The sequence below is a fragment of the Mesorhizobium sp. WSM4850 genome, assembly GCF_055811735.1.
The window spans coordinates 52,141-65,820 of record NZ_JBVVPV010000014.1; the positions used below are offsets into that span (position 1 = coordinate 52,141).

17 protein-coding genes are annotated in these 13,680 nt (G+C 62.2%); 9 read left to right on the top strand and 8 right to left on the bottom strand.

Going from position 1 to position 13,680, the window contains the following annotated elements; genetic code table 11:
* Nucleotides 1–135: 135 nt before the first annotated feature.
* The gene (locus tag AC0L2Z_RS15845) at nucleotides 136–1,716 is read right to left on the bottom strand and encodes a PRC-barrel domain-containing protein (RefSeq protein ID WP_473628674.1); all 1,581 of its coding nucleotides are present in this window, start codon (nucleotides 1,714–1,716) and stop codon (nucleotides 136–138) included.
* 284 nt (nucleotides 1,717–2,000) lie between these two features.
* Between AC0L2Z_RS15845 and AC0L2Z_RS15850 the strand changes: the two genes are divergently transcribed.
* Entirely contained in the window at nucleotides 2,001–2,921 is a 921-nt protein-coding gene (locus AC0L2Z_RS15850; protein ID WP_128168775.1) for a diacylglycerol/lipid kinase family protein, read from the top strand.
* A 29-nt stretch (nucleotides 2,922–2,950) separates the two neighbouring features.
* On the opposite strand, the gene AC0L2Z_RS15855 is transcribed toward AC0L2Z_RS15850, so the two are convergent.
* Nucleotides 2,951–3,151 carry a hypothetical protein gene (locus AC0L2Z_RS15855; protein ID WP_023797117.1) on the bottom strand — a complete coding sequence of 67 codons (201 nt, stop codon included), beginning with the start codon at nucleotides 3,149–3,151 and terminating at the stop codon, nucleotides 2,951–2,953.
* A 196-nt stretch (nucleotides 3,152–3,347) separates the two neighbouring features.
* On the opposite strand from AC0L2Z_RS15855, the gene AC0L2Z_RS15860 reads away from it, so the two are divergent.
* Entirely contained in the window at nucleotides 3,348–4,865 is a 1,518-nt protein-coding gene (locus AC0L2Z_RS15860) for a sensor histidine kinase (RefSeq protein WP_287229610.1), read from the top strand.
* Nucleotides 4,866–4,959: 94 nt separating this feature from the next.
* On the opposite strand, the gene AC0L2Z_RS15865 is transcribed toward AC0L2Z_RS15860, so the two are convergent.
* From AC0L2Z_RS15865 to AC0L2Z_RS15875, 3 genes are all read right to left on the bottom strand, one after another.
* Nucleotides 4,960–5,424: a hypothetical protein gene (locus AC0L2Z_RS15865; protein WP_473628676.1), complete on the bottom strand. Its 465-nt coding sequence runs from the start codon at nucleotides 5,422–5,424 to the stop codon at nucleotides 4,960–4,962.
* Nucleotides 5,425–5,435: 11 nt separating this feature from the next.
* A complete protein-coding gene (locus tag AC0L2Z_RS15870; RefSeq protein ID WP_023797113.1) occupies nucleotides 5,436–5,762 on the bottom strand; it encodes an ElaB/YgaM/YqjD family protein in 327 nt (108 codons plus the stop codon).
* Between the two features lie 126 nt (nucleotides 5,763–5,888).
* Complete coding sequence (locus tag AC0L2Z_RS15875) at nucleotides 5,889–6,650, bottom strand: Crp/Fnr family transcriptional regulator (protein ID WP_473532552.1); 762 nt, start codon at nucleotides 6,648–6,650, stop codon at nucleotides 5,889–5,891.
* A gap of 260 nt (nucleotides 6,651–6,910) precedes the next feature.
* Between AC0L2Z_RS15875 and AC0L2Z_RS15880 the strand changes: the two genes are divergently transcribed.
* The gene (locus AC0L2Z_RS15880) at nucleotides 6,911–7,231 is read left to right on the top strand and encodes a response regulator (RefSeq protein WP_473532555.1); all 321 of its coding nucleotides are present in this window, start codon (nucleotides 6,911–6,913) and stop codon (nucleotides 7,229–7,231) included.
* A 72-nt stretch (nucleotides 7,232–7,303) separates the two neighbouring features.
* Here the strand turns inward: AC0L2Z_RS15880 and AC0L2Z_RS15885 are convergent, their stop codons facing one another.
* The gene (locus AC0L2Z_RS15885) at nucleotides 7,304–7,855 is read right to left on the bottom strand and encodes an RNA polymerase sigma factor (protein WP_023797110.1); all 552 of its coding nucleotides are present in this window, start codon (nucleotides 7,853–7,855) and stop codon (nucleotides 7,304–7,306) included.
* A gap of 3 nt (nucleotides 7,856–7,858) precedes the next feature.
* Nucleotides 7,859–8,056 carry a NepR family anti-sigma factor gene (locus AC0L2Z_RS15890; RefSeq protein ID WP_027153467.1) on the bottom strand — a complete coding sequence of 66 codons (198 nt, stop codon included), beginning with the start codon at nucleotides 8,054–8,056 and terminating at the stop codon, nucleotides 7,859–7,861.
* A 236-nt stretch (nucleotides 8,057–8,292) separates the two neighbouring features.
* On the opposite strand from AC0L2Z_RS15890, the gene AC0L2Z_RS15895 reads away from it, so the two are divergent.
* The 6 genes from AC0L2Z_RS15895 (at nucleotide 8,293) to AC0L2Z_RS15920 (ending at nucleotide 11,877) form a co-directional block, all read left to right on the top strand.
* Complete coding sequence (locus AC0L2Z_RS15895; protein WP_023797108.1) at nucleotides 8,293–9,087, top strand: response regulator; 795 nt, start codon at nucleotides 8,293–8,295, stop codon at nucleotides 9,085–9,087.
* 228 nt (nucleotides 9,088–9,315) lie between these two features.
* Nucleotides 9,316–9,483, top strand: coding sequence for a DUF1328 domain-containing protein (locus tag AC0L2Z_RS15900; protein ID WP_023797107.1), 168 nt, complete (start codon nucleotides 9,316–9,318; stop codon nucleotides 9,481–9,483).
* A 149-nt stretch (nucleotides 9,484–9,632) separates the two neighbouring features.
* The gene (locus tag AC0L2Z_RS15905; RefSeq protein WP_473628677.1) at nucleotides 9,633–10,712 is read left to right on the top strand and encodes a sensor histidine kinase; all 1,080 of its coding nucleotides are present in this window, start codon (nucleotides 9,633–9,635) and stop codon (nucleotides 10,710–10,712) included.
* A gap of 109 nt (nucleotides 10,713–10,821) precedes the next feature.
* Nucleotides 10,822–11,073 carry a hypothetical protein gene (locus tag AC0L2Z_RS15910; protein ID WP_473628679.1) on the top strand — a complete coding sequence of 84 codons (252 nt, stop codon included), beginning with the start codon at nucleotides 10,822–10,824 and terminating at the stop codon, nucleotides 11,071–11,073.
* A gap of 153 nt (nucleotides 11,074–11,226) precedes the next feature.
* On the top strand, nucleotides 11,227–11,553 hold the full coding sequence (locus AC0L2Z_RS15915; RefSeq protein ID WP_473628681.1) for a hypothetical protein: 327 nt from the start codon (nucleotides 11,227–11,229) through the stop codon (nucleotides 11,551–11,553).
* An 81-nt stretch (nucleotides 11,554–11,634) separates the two neighbouring features.
* Complete coding sequence (locus AC0L2Z_RS15920) at nucleotides 11,635–11,877, top strand: YMGG-like glycine zipper-containing protein (RefSeq protein WP_027153471.1); 243 nt, start codon at nucleotides 11,635–11,637, stop codon at nucleotides 11,875–11,877.
* Between the two features lie 124 nt (nucleotides 11,878–12,001).
* On the opposite strand, the gene AC0L2Z_RS15925 is transcribed toward AC0L2Z_RS15920, so the two are convergent.
* Entirely contained in the window at nucleotides 12,002–13,645 is a 1,644-nt protein-coding gene (locus AC0L2Z_RS15925) for a CHASE domain-containing protein (protein ID WP_473628744.1), read from the bottom strand.
* Nucleotides 13,646–13,680 lie beyond the last annotated feature (35 nt).

Consider the following 13,680-nt stretch of genomic DNA (forward strand, 5'->3'; position numbering starts at 1 on the left):
CTGCTATTCCAAGGCGGTATCGCGGGGCGACAAAGGGGCCCCCGGGGGGCGCCCCGGCCCCCGGCCGCCCCCCTTCCCAATAATAAAACGCCCCGCGCGGTGGCGGGCGCGGGCCTCTTTCATCGTTGGCGCAAGCTAGCGCATCATCATGCGCTGGGTGTCGCGGTTTTGCGCATATGTGGCCTTGTCATAGGGGGCCTGCGCCTCGAGCTGCTCCTTGGTGAAGTTCGTGTAGAGATAGCGATTGCCATCCTTGTCGGTCATGAATTTAAGGTTGTCCATGCCGATCGCCACTTCCTTCTCGCCAACGCCGAGGAAACCGCCAACGTCGATGATGACGGCGTCGACCTTCTTGTCGCCGGTCAGCACGACGTCACCAATCTCACCGACGTTGACATCGTTGGCGCCATAGACCGTGGTTCCAACCAAATCCTCGGAGCGGATTTCGTTGATCGGCATTTCGGTCAGCGCCGACTTGTCGATCGCCGCGGTCTTCGTCTGGTCGGGGGTTGCGTCAGGCGTTGCTGCAGCCGGAGCCTCGGCTGTCTTGTCCGCCGGTGCCGGAGCAGCCGGGTCAGGCGTTGCTGCAGCCGGAGCCTCGGCTGTCTTGTCCGCCGGTGCCGGAGCAGCCGGGTCTGGCGTCGTCGCCGGAGCCTCGGCTGTCTTGTCCGCCGGTGCCGGAGCAGCCGGGTCTGGCGTCGTCGCCGGAGCCTCGGCTGTCTTGTCCATTGGAGCCGGAGCAGCGGGTTCAGGCGTTGCCGCCGGAGCTTCCGCAGTCTTCTCCGCCGGGGCTGGAGCCGCAGTGACAGCAGGGGTGGTGGTCACTGGCGCCGGCGTCGCCGCGTCAGTCGATGCGGTTGTCGCCGGGGCGGGATCATAGGGCTCGCGGTCGAACTCCGGCAGCGCCTCCAGGTCTTCCTTCGTGGTCTCGGCGACCAGCCAGCGGTCGCCGTCCCTCTCCGCCCACTTGGCCTTGTCGAACTGATAGGCGACATTCTTTTCGCCAACCTCAAGGAAGCCGCCGACGCCAATGATCAGCGACTCGGCCTTGCCATCCTTGGCCAGAACGATGTCGTTCACGTCGCCGATGTTTTGAGCGTCGTCGCCAGTGCCGTTATAGACGGTTTCGCCGATGATATTCGTGGCAAGGTTGCCGTCGGCACTCTTCACAGGTTCGGCCGGAGCTGCGGCGCTATCGGCTGGAGCCGCCGGAGCATTCTGCGCCGTTGTATCCGTCGAGGTCGATGGAGCGGGAGCCGTAGCCGTGGTGTCGGTGGCCGCAGGAGCCGGATCATAGGGCTTGCGATCGAAGTCCGGCTGAGCCGTCAACTCATCTTTTGTGGTTTCGGCAATCAGCCAGCGGTCGCCATTCCGTTCGGCCCATTGCAGCTTGTTGTAGTCGAAAGCGACATTCTTGGCACCGACGCCAAGAAAGCCGCCGACGCCGATGACGACGGATTTCGCCTGACCGTTTTCATCGAAGACGACATCACTGACCTCACCGATATTCTCGGCATCGTCGCCGGTGCCGTTATAGACGGATTCACCAATGATATTGGTCATCAGGCTGCCCTCGGCCCGCGCAACGGGAGCCGCCGGAGCGGTCTCCTGGACCGCCGGGTCCTGGGTGGGCGCCGGTGTGGTGGCTTCCTGCGCATACGCACCGGTCGCAATCAACGCTGCCAGTGCGGTGGTGGATAAAAGGGTGCGGATCATCGTAATCCTCCTCGTGCGTTATCTCTGGCCGCGAGCAGGGGAGATCGGTCGCGGCGTTACACATTCACAACGTCGTGACCGCGCCGTTGTTCCGACACCAGGGCGAGCGTTGTGAAAAAACCACCCGAATCGCGCTCAATTATGCGTTTGGCCGGGTGAGATTGGCTCCTGTATTTTCGTCAGAGCGGCGGAACTTTTTTTCAACCGCCCCGTTTCCGCCCATGGCTCGGTCTGTTACGGCCGATGATTATCCAATGGTAGCCAAGAAAAATCGGAGCGGGGGAATGCGATTTGCGGCGGTGCTGAACCAGGAGGGCGGCACCCTGCGAACGGTTGATCTCTCCGCCTTCACCGACCGAATGCGCCAGACATTGGAGGCAGCAGGCCACCGCATCGATATCGAAATCGTTGCCGGCAGGGACATTGTCGCAACGCTGGACCGCATCGCTTCCAGGCATAGTGTCGACATTGTGCTGGCCGGTGGCGGCGACGGCACCATTTCGGCCGCGGCGGCTCGGTTGATGGGCAGCAAGAAAGCGCTTGCCATTTTACCGGCTGGCACGATGAACCTGTTCGCGCGCGGGCTCGGCATTCCACAAACCCTTGACGCGGCCGTGAAATCCTTTGCCGACAGTGAGGTTATTGCAGTCGATATGGCAACCGCCAACGGCAAGCCATTCGTGCATCAATTCTCGATCGGCATGCATGCTAGGATGGTCCAGCTTCGCCAAGCCATGGAGTATGGCTCGCGGTTGGGAAAGATGCGGGCCTCGGCAAAGGCTGCCTGGGCGGCGATCAACAACCCTTCGGCGATGAAGGTGACGCTGACCATCGGCGAGGCCGAGATCGTGACGCGCACCACCGGCATCGGCATCACCAACAATCTGTTCGGTGAGGGTCATCTGCCCTATGCCGACAATCCCGCCGGCGGCGTGCTCGGCATCTATGTCACGGTGGCGCGGCGGCGTGGCGAACTGGTCAGGGTCCTCTTCGACATGGCGCGCGGCAAATGGCGCGACAGCGAGCATGTGGAGATCCACCAGGCTGACCGGGCTGTTTTGAAACTCCACTCGGCTGCGAAGAAATTTCGCGCCGTCATGGATGGCGAACTGGTCAGGCTTGACCGCGAAACGACGATGGAAATTCATCCTGGTGCGCTGAACGTTCTCGTCCCGGCGCGCGCCGTCCAAGCGAGGGCAGCGTGATGCATCCCGGCACAGTCGATCGGAAGGCTTCAGCCTCTGGGAATCTCGCCCTGCTCATTCCTGGGAAGCTCGCCCTGTTCGGTTGTCGGCGTCCGGTCTATCATGTTGCCGTAGATCTCGGCGATGCCCCAGGCGATAAACGCCAAAAGCAGCGCAGCGATCAAGATACGGAAGGTGTGCCACCCCCAGCGTCCCTGCCGGGCTTTGTCTTCAGGAACGATCTTGGGCATGATCGGCCTCCATTTCGGTTGGCGCTGGCATTTCGTTTGGCGCTGGCATGTCGGTTGGCGCTGGCGGCGCGGCTGGCAAAATGTGGTTGGGTAACGGTTCCTCAGGGCGAAGGTTCCGGTTTCAGGGCCCGGCAACTGGGCCCAGCGCGGATGGCTGCAAGCCGATGCATCTGGGGGACTTGTGGATAGCAGGGTAGTGACAAAGCCGAATCTGCCGGTCGATGTCCTTAGCGTGGTAACGGCGCAGGATCGGCTTGCCGTGCTCCATGATCTCGATGCAATCGACACGGCGGCCGATCCTGACTTCGACACTATCAGTGGGCTCGCCGCCGCGGTGATGCAAACACCTGTCGCGCTGGTGACGGTCGTCGATGTCGAGCGGCAGTGGTTCACGTCCTGTGTCGGCCTGGACGAGACCGAGGCCGCGACCGATACATCCTTCTGCGCCCACACCATTGCTGCCGGCGACCAGCCGATGGTGGTTACGGATGCGACCATGGATTCACGCTTCAACGCCAGCCCGCTGGTCACTGGCGAGCATCATTTCCGTTTCTATGCGGGTGCGGCGATTGTGGTGGCCGGTGCCCGGATCGGCACGCTCTGCGTGCTCGACCGGAGGCCGCGCGGGTCGCCGTCCGCCGCCCAGCTCGAACAATTGACGGCGCTCGCCAGCCTCGCTGCCAGCCTGTTCGCATTGAAGGACGCCACCCGCAACGCCGCCAGCGCCGCTGCGGCACTGGCGCGCGAGGAAAAGCGGCGCGGCATTGCGCTCGATGCCGCATCGCTCGCGAGCTGGGCATGGGATATCCATAGCGATATGATCGAATGCGATGCCCGATTGTCCGAGCTGTTCGACCTGCCGCGCTCGACCCGGCTGAGAGCACGCGATATCCTCGCCGCCATCGACCCGCGTGACGCCTACCAGACCGAGACGCGCTTTCGCGACGTGCTGAGCGGCGGCGACGATTATTTTGGCGAATACCGCGTCAAGGGCTTCAGCCCGCCGCGCTGGCTCGCTACGCGCGGCCGGGTCATCGAGCGTGACGGCGACGGCAAGCCGACGCTGATCTTCGGCGTCAACTACGACATCACCGAACGCAAGCTCGGCGATGAGCGGCAGCGGCTGTTGCTGCGCGAGCTGAACCATCGCGTCAAGAACACGCTGGCCACCGTCCAGGCGCTGGCGACGCAGACAGTTCGCCATGCCCGCCAGCCGAGGGATTTCCTCGACGCCTTCAGCGCCAGGCTTCAGGCGCTGGGCGCCGCCCACAGCCTGCTGTCCGACCGCGAGTGGCGCGGCATTGGCATCCGCGAACTCGTGCAGATCGAGGTCAAGCCGTTCGACACCGCCGATCAGCCGCGCATGACGATCTCAGGCGCCGATCTGCTGCTTTCGCCCGACCAGGCAGTCGGGCTTGGCCTGATCCTGCATGAACTGGCCAGCAACGCGCTGCAACACGGAGCGCTGTCGGCGGTGTCGGGCACGGTCGATCTCGACTGGAAGGCACAGGTTAGGAAAGGCGCCCGGCGCCTGGTCCTGACCTGGCGCGAAAGCGGCGGGCCTGAAGTTGCCTCGCCCGAACGCCACGGCTTTGGCTCGATCCTGATCCGCCGCAGCCTGGCCAAGGTCATCTCCAGTGAAGTGACCCACGAATTCCGGCCGGAAGGCGTGTTCGCCGAAATATCGATGCCGCTGGAGGATCTGCCGAAGTGACCGCTCGACTATGGACCCGAACCAAAGGTCCGCGTCAGGGAAAAGTGGAACCCGGTTTTTCGGATCATTGCCGAACAAGAAGAAACGCTTCGAGCTATTTCGCCTCGCCGGCATCCGGATCGTCGGCATCGGGCTTTGTGTTCTCGCGGTAGATGGCGTAGGCGGCGAGCGCAATCGCCGGGGCGAGTATGGTGCCGAGGCCGCCTTTCCCCTTGAGTAGCGCCGGCAGCGCGGCGAGCGCGGCCGTGATGCCGACCGCCTTCATATCGGCATTGCGCCTCCGCGCCCGGCGTCGGGCGCGCGCGCCGGCCGACAGCTGATGGATGAGCAGGAGGAGCCCTGCGATCACCAGGAAGCCGACCCCGAAACCAAGGCAGGCTGCCATCGGCCCATAGCGACCCGCCACCCAGACATAGGCCGCTCCGACGAGGAAACCGAGGCCGCACAGTGCTGCAAGTGCTGCGAGCGCATAGACGATCGCAGCCGTGCGCGCGCGGCGCACGGCGGCAACGGCTTCACCCGAGGCGAGGCCCGAGATCAACGATGCCAGCATTCGCATCTGGGCTGAGACTAGCGGCGCGCGAGAAGCGCAAACAGAAAGCCGACGCCTGCCGCGATTGCCAGCGACGTCACCGGCTTTTCGCGCACGCTCGCCACCACTTGCGCTTCGAGATCCTTGGCGTTGCTGCGCATATTTTCAAAGGCTGCTTCGCCTTGGGCGCGCAATTGCTCGACCCCTTCCGCAGCAACCCGACGGGCAGTCCCGTAACCATGTTGGCCGGTCTCGGCCAGCTGTTCGGTGAGTTTCTGAATGTCGACTTTCAGCTGCCTGATGTCGTCTTCAAGGTCCGAATTCGGCCGGCTTTCGTTCGGGGACTTTCCTGCGGCAGTCGCCATTGCTTGACTCCTTGCGTTTGCTCGGGTCGAAACGTTCGACCCACCCCAAGGTTCCGAAATCGGAACAACGGCCATGAAAGGGTTTTTGCGCAGCCGAGTCCAGCCCGGCACGTCTCCGGCAGCCGCTCAGATCAGCGGTCGGCGACCTTCGCTCAACCCTTCCCAGCGGGCGAGGTCCTTGAGCCTTTCGTTGTCGACCACCTCGCAGCCGCCGTCGCGCCAGAAGATAAGCTTGCGATCGATCAGCTTGCGAATCGTCTTGTTGGTGTGGACCAGCGACAGGCCGAGCGTATCGGCGAGGTGCTGCTGGGTGATCGGAATCTGCACGGGCGTCCTGCCGTTCAACCCGACCACCCTGGCGCGAGTGGAGATGAAGGCGATCAGATAGGCAGCACGCTCGAGCGCGGTGCGTCTGCCGATACTGAGCAGGTTCTCGTCGAGCATGCGCTCCTCTCGCGCTGCGATCCAGGTGATGTCGTAGGCGAGGCCCGGATGGCTGCGGTAGAGTTCGGGGAGGGCCTCCCGCTCGAAGAGGCAGAGCAGCATCGGCGACAGAGCTTCCACGGAGTGCTGCATTTCGCCCATCAGACTGCCTTGCAGACCGATGAGGTCGCCTGGCATGGAATAATTCAGAATCTGCCGGCGGCCATCCGACAGCAACTTGTAGCGGAAGGCCCAACCCGACAGCACTGTATACAGATGGGCACTGCGGCTTCCCTCAACCAGAACCGTGTCGCCCTTCTCGACGGCCAGTTCGCCCTTCTTGAAGCCATTGACGAAGACGAGTTCCTGCTTCTCGAACGCCCGGAACGCCGGCAACGGCCGCAGCGGGCAGTTCTCACATGTATACCGGCGGGCGGACAAGGAACGGCCGTTCTGGCCAGACATTTCAATCCTCTTTGAAGCCCTCTTCCGGAGGGCGATAGCAAACGTCCCTGCAGGCGTCGAGGTTCCGCCATCTGCGGCGGCATGTCTTTCTTAAATGACAGGATGCGAAATAACTTTAAATGACAGGAAGCCAAATAGGGATCATGACTCCTCTAGCCCTTGCGCTCCCTGTTCCCTGCGCCCCACGGAGACATCGCCACGTGCCCCCATTGCTGGACGGATTGCGGATTCTTGTTCTGGAGGATGAATTCCTGATCGCCATGGATGTCGAGCAGCTTTGCCGCGACTATGGCGCCGGCGATGTTGTCGTCGCCCGCGATCTGGCTGAGATCGATCGGCAGAGCATTGCCTCGCAATTCGACGCGGCCATCGTCGACCTCATGCTGGGCGGCACTTCGACACTCGATTTCGCTTCGCGGCTGCGCGAATCGGGCGTGCCTTTCGTCTTCGCCTCGGGCTATTCCGAGATGGACGAAATCAGGGTGGCGTTTCCGGATGTCAGGTTGGTCACCAAGCCCTATTCGGGAGACGATCTCGTGGAGGCGGTGGCGTCGGCGTGCGGGCGCGGACCTGTTGTTTGATGTCCGCAAACCGGAGCCCGATTACCGGGCCCGACATTAATTACAGGGTCCCACATTACCGGTGCTGCGTATTCAGGCGGCGTTCGACCCCGTCACCTGAGCCGAGATCGCATCCGGGCCAAACTCGTCGTCGCCGGAAATCTTCAGGATTTCCTGCAGCCGCGTGCGGGCGCGGCTGACGCGGCTCTTGATCGTTCCGACCGCACAGCCGCAAATTTCGGCGGCTTCCTCGTAGGAAAAGCCCGACGCGCCGATGAGGATGATGGCTTCGCGCTGGTCCTCTGGCAATTGCTCGAGCGCGCTCCGAAAGTCCTTGAGGTCGAGCTGGCCGTGCTGGGCCGGATGGACGGCCAGTCTGGCGGTCATGATGCCGTCGCTATCCTGCACCTCGCGGCCGCGCTTGCGCATCTGCGAATAGAATTCGTTGCGCAGGATGGTGAACAGCCATGCCTTGAGATTGGTGCCCGGCTCGAAGCTCTCATGCTTGTCCCACGCCTTCACCAGCGTTTCCTGGACCAGATCGTCGGCCTTGTCGGCGTTTTGCGTCAACGACACGGCAAAGGCCCGCAGGCTCGGAATCGAGGCGAGCAGATCCGTCTTGAAGCTCTGGGAGACGGCCGCCATGCCTCAGTCCTTTTTCCGTGCAGGTTGGGCCTGTTCCAACTGGCTGAGCAATTGGGCGAAACGATCCGGCACGCTGTCGGAGACCAGCTCGTCGTAATATTGTTTGAGTTTGCGGCCGATTTCCGAGTTTGGCCCGAGCGGGTCGCCGGAAGCAGCCCGGCGCCTGTTCGTTGCAGCGCCAGCCGTGTTGTCTTTCCTCATGTCGTCATTTCGCCCTTTGTTCCCAGTACCCTGCCGCCCTTCAATACGCGACGCAAAGCAGCCGGCCCCCTCGTCTGGTTGCCCGTCCCGATCTCAAACGCCTTCCGCTTACATTAGTTCCAACCCCTCGGAACTTTTTCGGAAAGCCGGCGTTTATGCTTTCAGGGTTTATTCTCGGGGCTTGTCATTAGCTTGGCCTGCAATCTATGCAATTACGTCAGAGGGAGACGTCTATCATGAGCCTATCCGCAACCATCGCTCCACACCTGCCGTTCCTGCGCCGCTTTTCGCGGGCCGTCTCCGGATCGCAGGAGAGTGGTGACGCGCTGGTCGCCGCGATGCTCGAGGCCATCATCGCCGACGTCGACATCTTTCCAAACGCGTCGAATGACCGCATCGCGCTCTACAAGGTCTTCGCCAGGCTATTCACCTCGGTCGCCATCCGCGTTCCGCAGGAACACCCGCAGTCGGCGTGGGAACAGCGCGCCGCCGCCAATCTGAACGCGATCTCACCCCGCCCCCGCCAGGCCTTCCTGCTGGTCGCCGTCGAAGGTTTCAGCGAAGACGAGGCGGCGGAGATCCTCGACGTCGACGATCAGGAGTTCTCCGAGCTTCTTGCCGAGGCCAGCAACGAGATTTCCCGCCAGGTGGCAACCGATGTGCTGATCATCGAGGACGAGCCGCTGATCGCCATGGACATCGAGCAAATGGTCGAGAGCCTGGGGCATCGCGTTGTCGGAACGGCGCGTACCCATGCCGAGGCGGTGGCGATGTTCGCCAAGACGCGGCCGAAGATGGTGCTGGCCGACATCCAGCTTGCCGACGGCAGCTCGGGCATCGAAGCGGTCAACGAGATCCTGTCGACCACCCCGGTGCCGGTGATCTTCATCACCGCTTTTCCCGAGCGCCTGCTGACCGGCGAGCGGCCGGAGCCGGCCTTCCTCGTCACCAAGCCGTTCAATCCGGAGATGGTCAAGGCCCTGATCAGCCAGGCGCTGTTCTTCGATCGGCACGCGAAAGCCGCTGCATAGGCCGGGCAGCCCGGCCCTGAGCGGCCCTTTCCACAGTTCCTCCGATCGCCCGTTTTCCACAGATGAGTAACGCTGGCCGCTTGCGGCCGGCACACGCTCTTGCAACTCACCTGCGCATGACGATCCAATTCGAGCGGGAAAGCTTTCCGGGGCTCGTCTTTTTCGGGAAATGCTGGAACAAACGGCAGCGAAAGACGTTTTTGGCATACTATTTGAAGGAGATGGACCATGCTTTACTGGGCCCTCGTATTTCTCGTCGTCGCGATCATTGCAGGCGCTCTTGGCTTCGGCGGCATTGCCGGCACCTCGGCTGGTATAGCGCAGATCTTGTTTTTCATCTTTCTCGCTTTCCTGATCATTTCGCTTATTGCGGGCTTGTTCAAACGCGCGTCGTGAACTGCGATCGAACACTGGGAGCCGCACCCCTCAAGCGGTTTCCAGCTACCGCCGGGCGGTGTCCTTAGCAGGACGTCGCTCGGCGGACTCTTTTTGGAACCCAATTTTCCGTCAGCCGTTCAGCCTGCATTGGGCGGGTGAAGTGACCGATGCAATCCAGAGCCGGAGACATGAAATTCAGCGGACGGAGTGATGAGATCATCGCTTTGCAGTCCGCTGAGAGTGGAATGCAGGTTGGCCGGGCCCTTCTCCATGCACTGCACAACGCCGGTATTTCGGTTCTCTATCAGGATCGCGAGATGAAAACCGTCTGGGCCCGCAACATGCGCCCGCCCTGGATTGCCGACACGGGGATTTCCGGCACGGGGGTTTCCGACACGGGGGGTTCCGACACGGGCGACGGCAACGGCATCCTGCCGCTTGCGCAGGCGGAGCGCATCGGCGCGGCCAAACGCAAGGTCGTTGCATCCGGCAATCCGGAACATCTTGAGTTCAGCGTTCCGGCCGACGATGGCGTCCGCTGGTTCCAAATATGGGTAGACGCGGATCATGACGACGGCGGTGCCGTGCAGGGCGTCGTCACCACCATGGTCGAAACGACCGAGCAGAAACGTCGCGAGCAAACCCTGAAGACGCTGCTGCGCGAGGTTAGCCACCGTTCGAAGAACCTTTTGGCGATCATCCAGAGCATCGCCACCCAGACCAGCCGTTATTCGGACACGCTCAGTGATTTCCTGACGCGCTTTCGCGGCCGGCTGCAGTCGCTTGCCTCATCCCAGGACCTGGTGACCTCGTCCAACTGGCGGGGAGCGGCACTGCGCGAACTGGTGTCCGGCCAGGTCGGCCGCTATGGCGCCGACCCTGTGCGCAGCCTGCGTTTTCGCGGTGCAAACCCATACCTCAATCCCAATGCGGCCCTGCATATCGGCTTGGCCATGCACGAGCTTGCCGTCAATTCTGTCAGCTACGGCGCTCTGTCGCGAGCCGACGGCTTCGTCGAGGTGACGGCCGATCTGACGGCCGCTGCCGCTGGCGAGACCGCGCTGTCGCTGACATGGGCCGAGGCCATCGGAGCCAATGACAATCAGCCCAGCGAGAAGCGCTTTGGCAGCGTCGCGCTCGAGCGCGTCGTGCCTGCGTCGTTGAACGGCACGGCGAAACTTGAAATCAGCGGGGATCGTCTCGAGTACCATCTCGTCGTTCCTCGCAGCAATTTCGAGACGGATTGAACGGGCAACAGCCGAGCCCAAGAGAGGTGGCCGAGGGGGTTGGGGCCAAGAGGGGTGGGGATTGATACCAGCCGCGCCGGCTTTAACCATCTGTTCACCATAAGGTTCGATGCTGTTTTTCTCAGGCACCACTCCGCACGACGTTTTCGATCGCAGTTTGCTGCGCAGTACGGGAGAAATGGCTTTGACGGTTGCCGACATCAACAGGCTGGAACAGGCCGCACGCGTTTCGATGAGCGGGTTTCAGGATCTCGAAGCATCCGCAATGCGGTCGCCCCGTGCTTCTCTGCCGATTCCCGGCCTCGCCGCAATCGGGCTGGCTGCAGTGGTCGTCCTGGCCGCCGCGTTCCAGTTGGTCTAATGCATGTCACGCGAAAAGCATGCCCTCAGGCTTGAACCGAGGGTGTGCAGCGTTTTGCGATAATAATTTCAAGCAAAGCGTCGGACGCAAAGTGGCCGGCATCGCAGGAACTTTGGCGGATGTGGCCCGTTCTATGGCGGGAGGACCGACGCCATGGAACATATCGCTGCCGTGCTGCTGGTCATCGGCTGTTCGAACACGATGACCGAGTGCCGCGAACTGCCCGTATCGGTGAGCGTTTTCGAAACCGCTCAGGAGTGCACCGCGGCGCGTCCGTTTGCCATGGGCGATGTGCAGGGTCAGGCTCCGCGCATCATTGCCAAATGCCTTTCCGTCGATCCGACACTTGAGGATGACTACGACCGGATCGTCTGGAACGTACGCCCGGACGGCACCCTCGACGCTTCCGTGGAGATTTCCGACCTCGAGCTTGCCTCGAGCGGCGCGCGCCCCGAAAAAGATTCTCTTAGCCAACAATGAAATCGAGCAGGGCAAAACACTTTTTCGCGTGATAAATGACGGGCGGAGCTACAAGTGAGGACAAAGGCGAGGAGTGACCCTATGCGGAAGATGATTATTGCCATGGTTGCCGCAATCGCGGTCAGCGGTTGCAGCACCACCGAACAGGATGTCGGCGTCGGCGCCGGTGTCGGCGCTCTGGCCGGCGGCCTGATTGACGGCGGCAAGGGTGCGCTGGTGGGCGCAGCTATCGGTGCCGGTACCGGCCTGCTGGTGCGCAACCTGCGCAATGGCTATTGCCAGTACCGCGACAACCGTGGACGTCTGTTTACGGCGCGCTGCTGATCCGTTTCAAACGCAAGAGGCATTGGAAGCGGAGACCGGACGAGCCGGTCTCTGTTTACTTGGGTGCTTCATTTGGGGCGCTTTATTCGGGCGCTTTCGAAAACGGCCGGTTTGCGGCAGCGTTTCAGTCCGACAGCGGGATCCTGATTTCCACGCTTAGCCCGCTATCGTGAAAATCGCGATTAATCGTACCGCGCAATTCGCGCGTCACGTTCAGATCGATCAGCTTGGTGCCAAAACCTGTTTTGACCGGTGGTTCGAGCTTCTTCTTGCCGGCTTCGCGCCAATTGAGAACCAGCGTTCGGTCGCTCCTGTGGCCTTCGACCGACCAGTCGACCTTGAGCGACCAGTCGCCGTTCCTGGTAATGGCCGAATTGCCGGTTTCGCCATATTTTAGCGCGTTCGTCGCCAGTTCGTGAAAGGTCAGGCCGAGCGCTTGCGTCGTCGTCTCGTCGAGCAACACCTCTGGCCCCGACAATATCCCGTCGGGAAGCTCCTTGCCGAACACCTGGCCAAGCTCGATGCGCAAGAGATCGCCAAGATCGGCCTTCTGCCAGCGCGAGCGCGTCAGCATGTCCTGAGAAGCCGCCATCGCTTGCAGCCGGGCCGAAAAAGAAGACGAGAACTCGTGGACGTCGGTGGCATGCGATGCCGTCTGGCGCGCGATCGCCAGCACCCGCGTGATCGAGTTCTTGATGCGGTGCTTCATCTCCTGCAGCATCAGGTCTTTTTCGAGCAGGCTCTTTTCCGTCGTCTCATGAAGCAGCGAGACCGCGTCATAGGCCCGCTCCTGATAGCGGGCCACCAGCGCGATGGTGCCCGCGAGCAGCAGCCCGAACAGGCCGAGCATCACCGGAATGGCGCGCGAGGACGGTTGCGAGAAGGCGCTTGTCGGCCTGAACAGGACGGTCCATGGACGTCCGGCGATGGTGAGTTCGCGAGAAACCAGCAACCTGTCGCCGAAGCCCGACGCCGGCGGCGTTTCCGACTGGAACAAAAGATGGTCGGCATCCACCTTGCCGTCATAGATTTCGATGTTGACCGGCAGCAGCGGCGTCCGGCTGAGCGCGGTCTGGAACAGGTCGCGGGCGCGGAACGCCGCATAAAGCAAGCCTGTTGTCGAGGATCTGGACGCATCGATGCCGTCCCCCGCGGTTTCGATGTTGAGCCGCACGAAGACCAGGAAGCCGGTGAAGGTCTGCGCAGCACCTGTTTCCTGGCCTAGCTGCACGCGCCCGCTCGCGTGCTGCTGGTTGTCGGCCATCGCCCTTTCGATCGCGTCGCGCCGCACCGGTTCGGTGAACATGTCGTAGCCGATGCCGGATTGATTGGAAGGGTCCAGCGGCTCGAACAGCGTGATGGGCGCACGCCATGGCAGCGTCGTCGTGGCCGGATAGATCGCATCGCTGACGCCATAGTCGTGCAGGATAGCACGCTCGACCGCTGCCTCGTCGCCGGCTCTCACCAGCCGGAGAAAGCCGATGCCGCGCAGGCCGGCGAAATTGTCGTTGATACCCAGCGCATCGAAGAACGCCTTGAACTCGCCCCGCGAAATGTCACCATTGCGAGCCTCGAACAGCGCATGTGTCGATCGCAGCAGTGACAGATGCAGGTCGATGCGGCTATCGATCCGGTTGAGGGCGTCGTCCGCCGTCGCCTCGAATTTGATGCGCGCCGCTTCCTGGGTGGCGAAATAGGCGAATCCCGCCATTGTCAGGCTGATCAGCGCGACGGCAATGAACGCGACGATCGGGAAGAACTTCTTCAAATTGCTGCTGCGACCCATGGTTTCCCATCTTATGG

What these genes read in the sequence shown, in the direction of transcription:
- AC0L2Z_RS15845 (WP_473628674.1), bottom strand. Translation starts at nt 1,716, where the DNA reads ATGATCCGCACCCTTTTATCCACCACCGCACTGGCAGCGTTGATTGCG.
- AC0L2Z_RS15920 (WP_027153471.1), top strand. Translation starts at nt 11,635, where the DNA reads ATGCGGAAGATGATTATTGCCATGGTTGCCGCAATCGCGGTCAGCGGT.
- AC0L2Z_RS15855 (WP_023797117.1), bottom strand. Translation starts at nt 3,151, where the DNA reads ATGCCCAAGATCGTTCCTGAAGACAAAGCCCGGCAGGGACGCTGGGGG.
- AC0L2Z_RS15915 (WP_473628681.1), top strand. Translation starts at nt 11,227, where the DNA reads ATGGAACATATCGCTGCCGTGCTGCTGGTCATCGGCTGTTCGAACACG.
- AC0L2Z_RS15865 (WP_473628676.1), bottom strand. Translation starts at nt 5,424, where the DNA reads ATGCGAATGCTGGCATCGTTGATCTCGGGCCTCGCCTCGGGTGAAGCC.
- AC0L2Z_RS15900 (WP_023797107.1), top strand. Translation starts at nt 9,316, where the DNA reads ATGCTTTACTGGGCCCTCGTATTTCTCGTCGTCGCGATCATTGCAGGC.
- AC0L2Z_RS15875 (WP_473532552.1), bottom strand. Translation starts at nt 6,650, where the DNA reads ATGTCTGGCCAGAACGGCCGTTCCTTGTCCGCCCGCCGGTATACATGT.
- AC0L2Z_RS15905 (WP_473628677.1), top strand. Translation starts at nt 9,633, where the DNA reads ATGCAATCCAGAGCCGGAGACATGAAATTCAGCGGACGGAGTGATGAG.
- AC0L2Z_RS15895 (WP_023797108.1), top strand. Translation starts at nt 8,293, where the DNA reads ATGAGCCTATCCGCAACCATCGCTCCACACCTGCCGTTCCTGCGCCGC.
- AC0L2Z_RS15880 (WP_473532555.1), top strand. Translation starts at nt 6,911, where the DNA reads ATGGATGTCGAGCAGCTTTGCCGCGACTATGGCGCCGGCGATGTTGTC.
- AC0L2Z_RS15885 (WP_023797110.1), bottom strand. Translation starts at nt 7,855, where the DNA reads ATGGCGGCCGTCTCCCAGAGCTTCAAGACGGATCTGCTCGCCTCGATT.
- AC0L2Z_RS15910 (WP_473628679.1), top strand. Translation starts at nt 10,822, where the DNA reads ATGCTGTTTTTCTCAGGCACCACTCCGCACGACGTTTTCGATCGCAGT.
- AC0L2Z_RS15890 (WP_027153467.1), bottom strand. Translation starts at nt 8,056, where the DNA reads ATGAGGAAAGACAACACGGCTGGCGCTGCAACGAACAGGCGCCGGGCT.
- AC0L2Z_RS15870 (WP_023797113.1), bottom strand. Translation starts at nt 5,762, where the DNA reads ATGGCGACTGCCGCAGGAAAGTCCCCGAACGAAAGCCGGCCGAATTCG.
- AC0L2Z_RS15850 (WP_128168775.1), top strand. Translation starts at nt 2,001, where the DNA reads ATGCGATTTGCGGCGGTGCTGAACCAGGAGGGCGGCACCCTGCGAACG.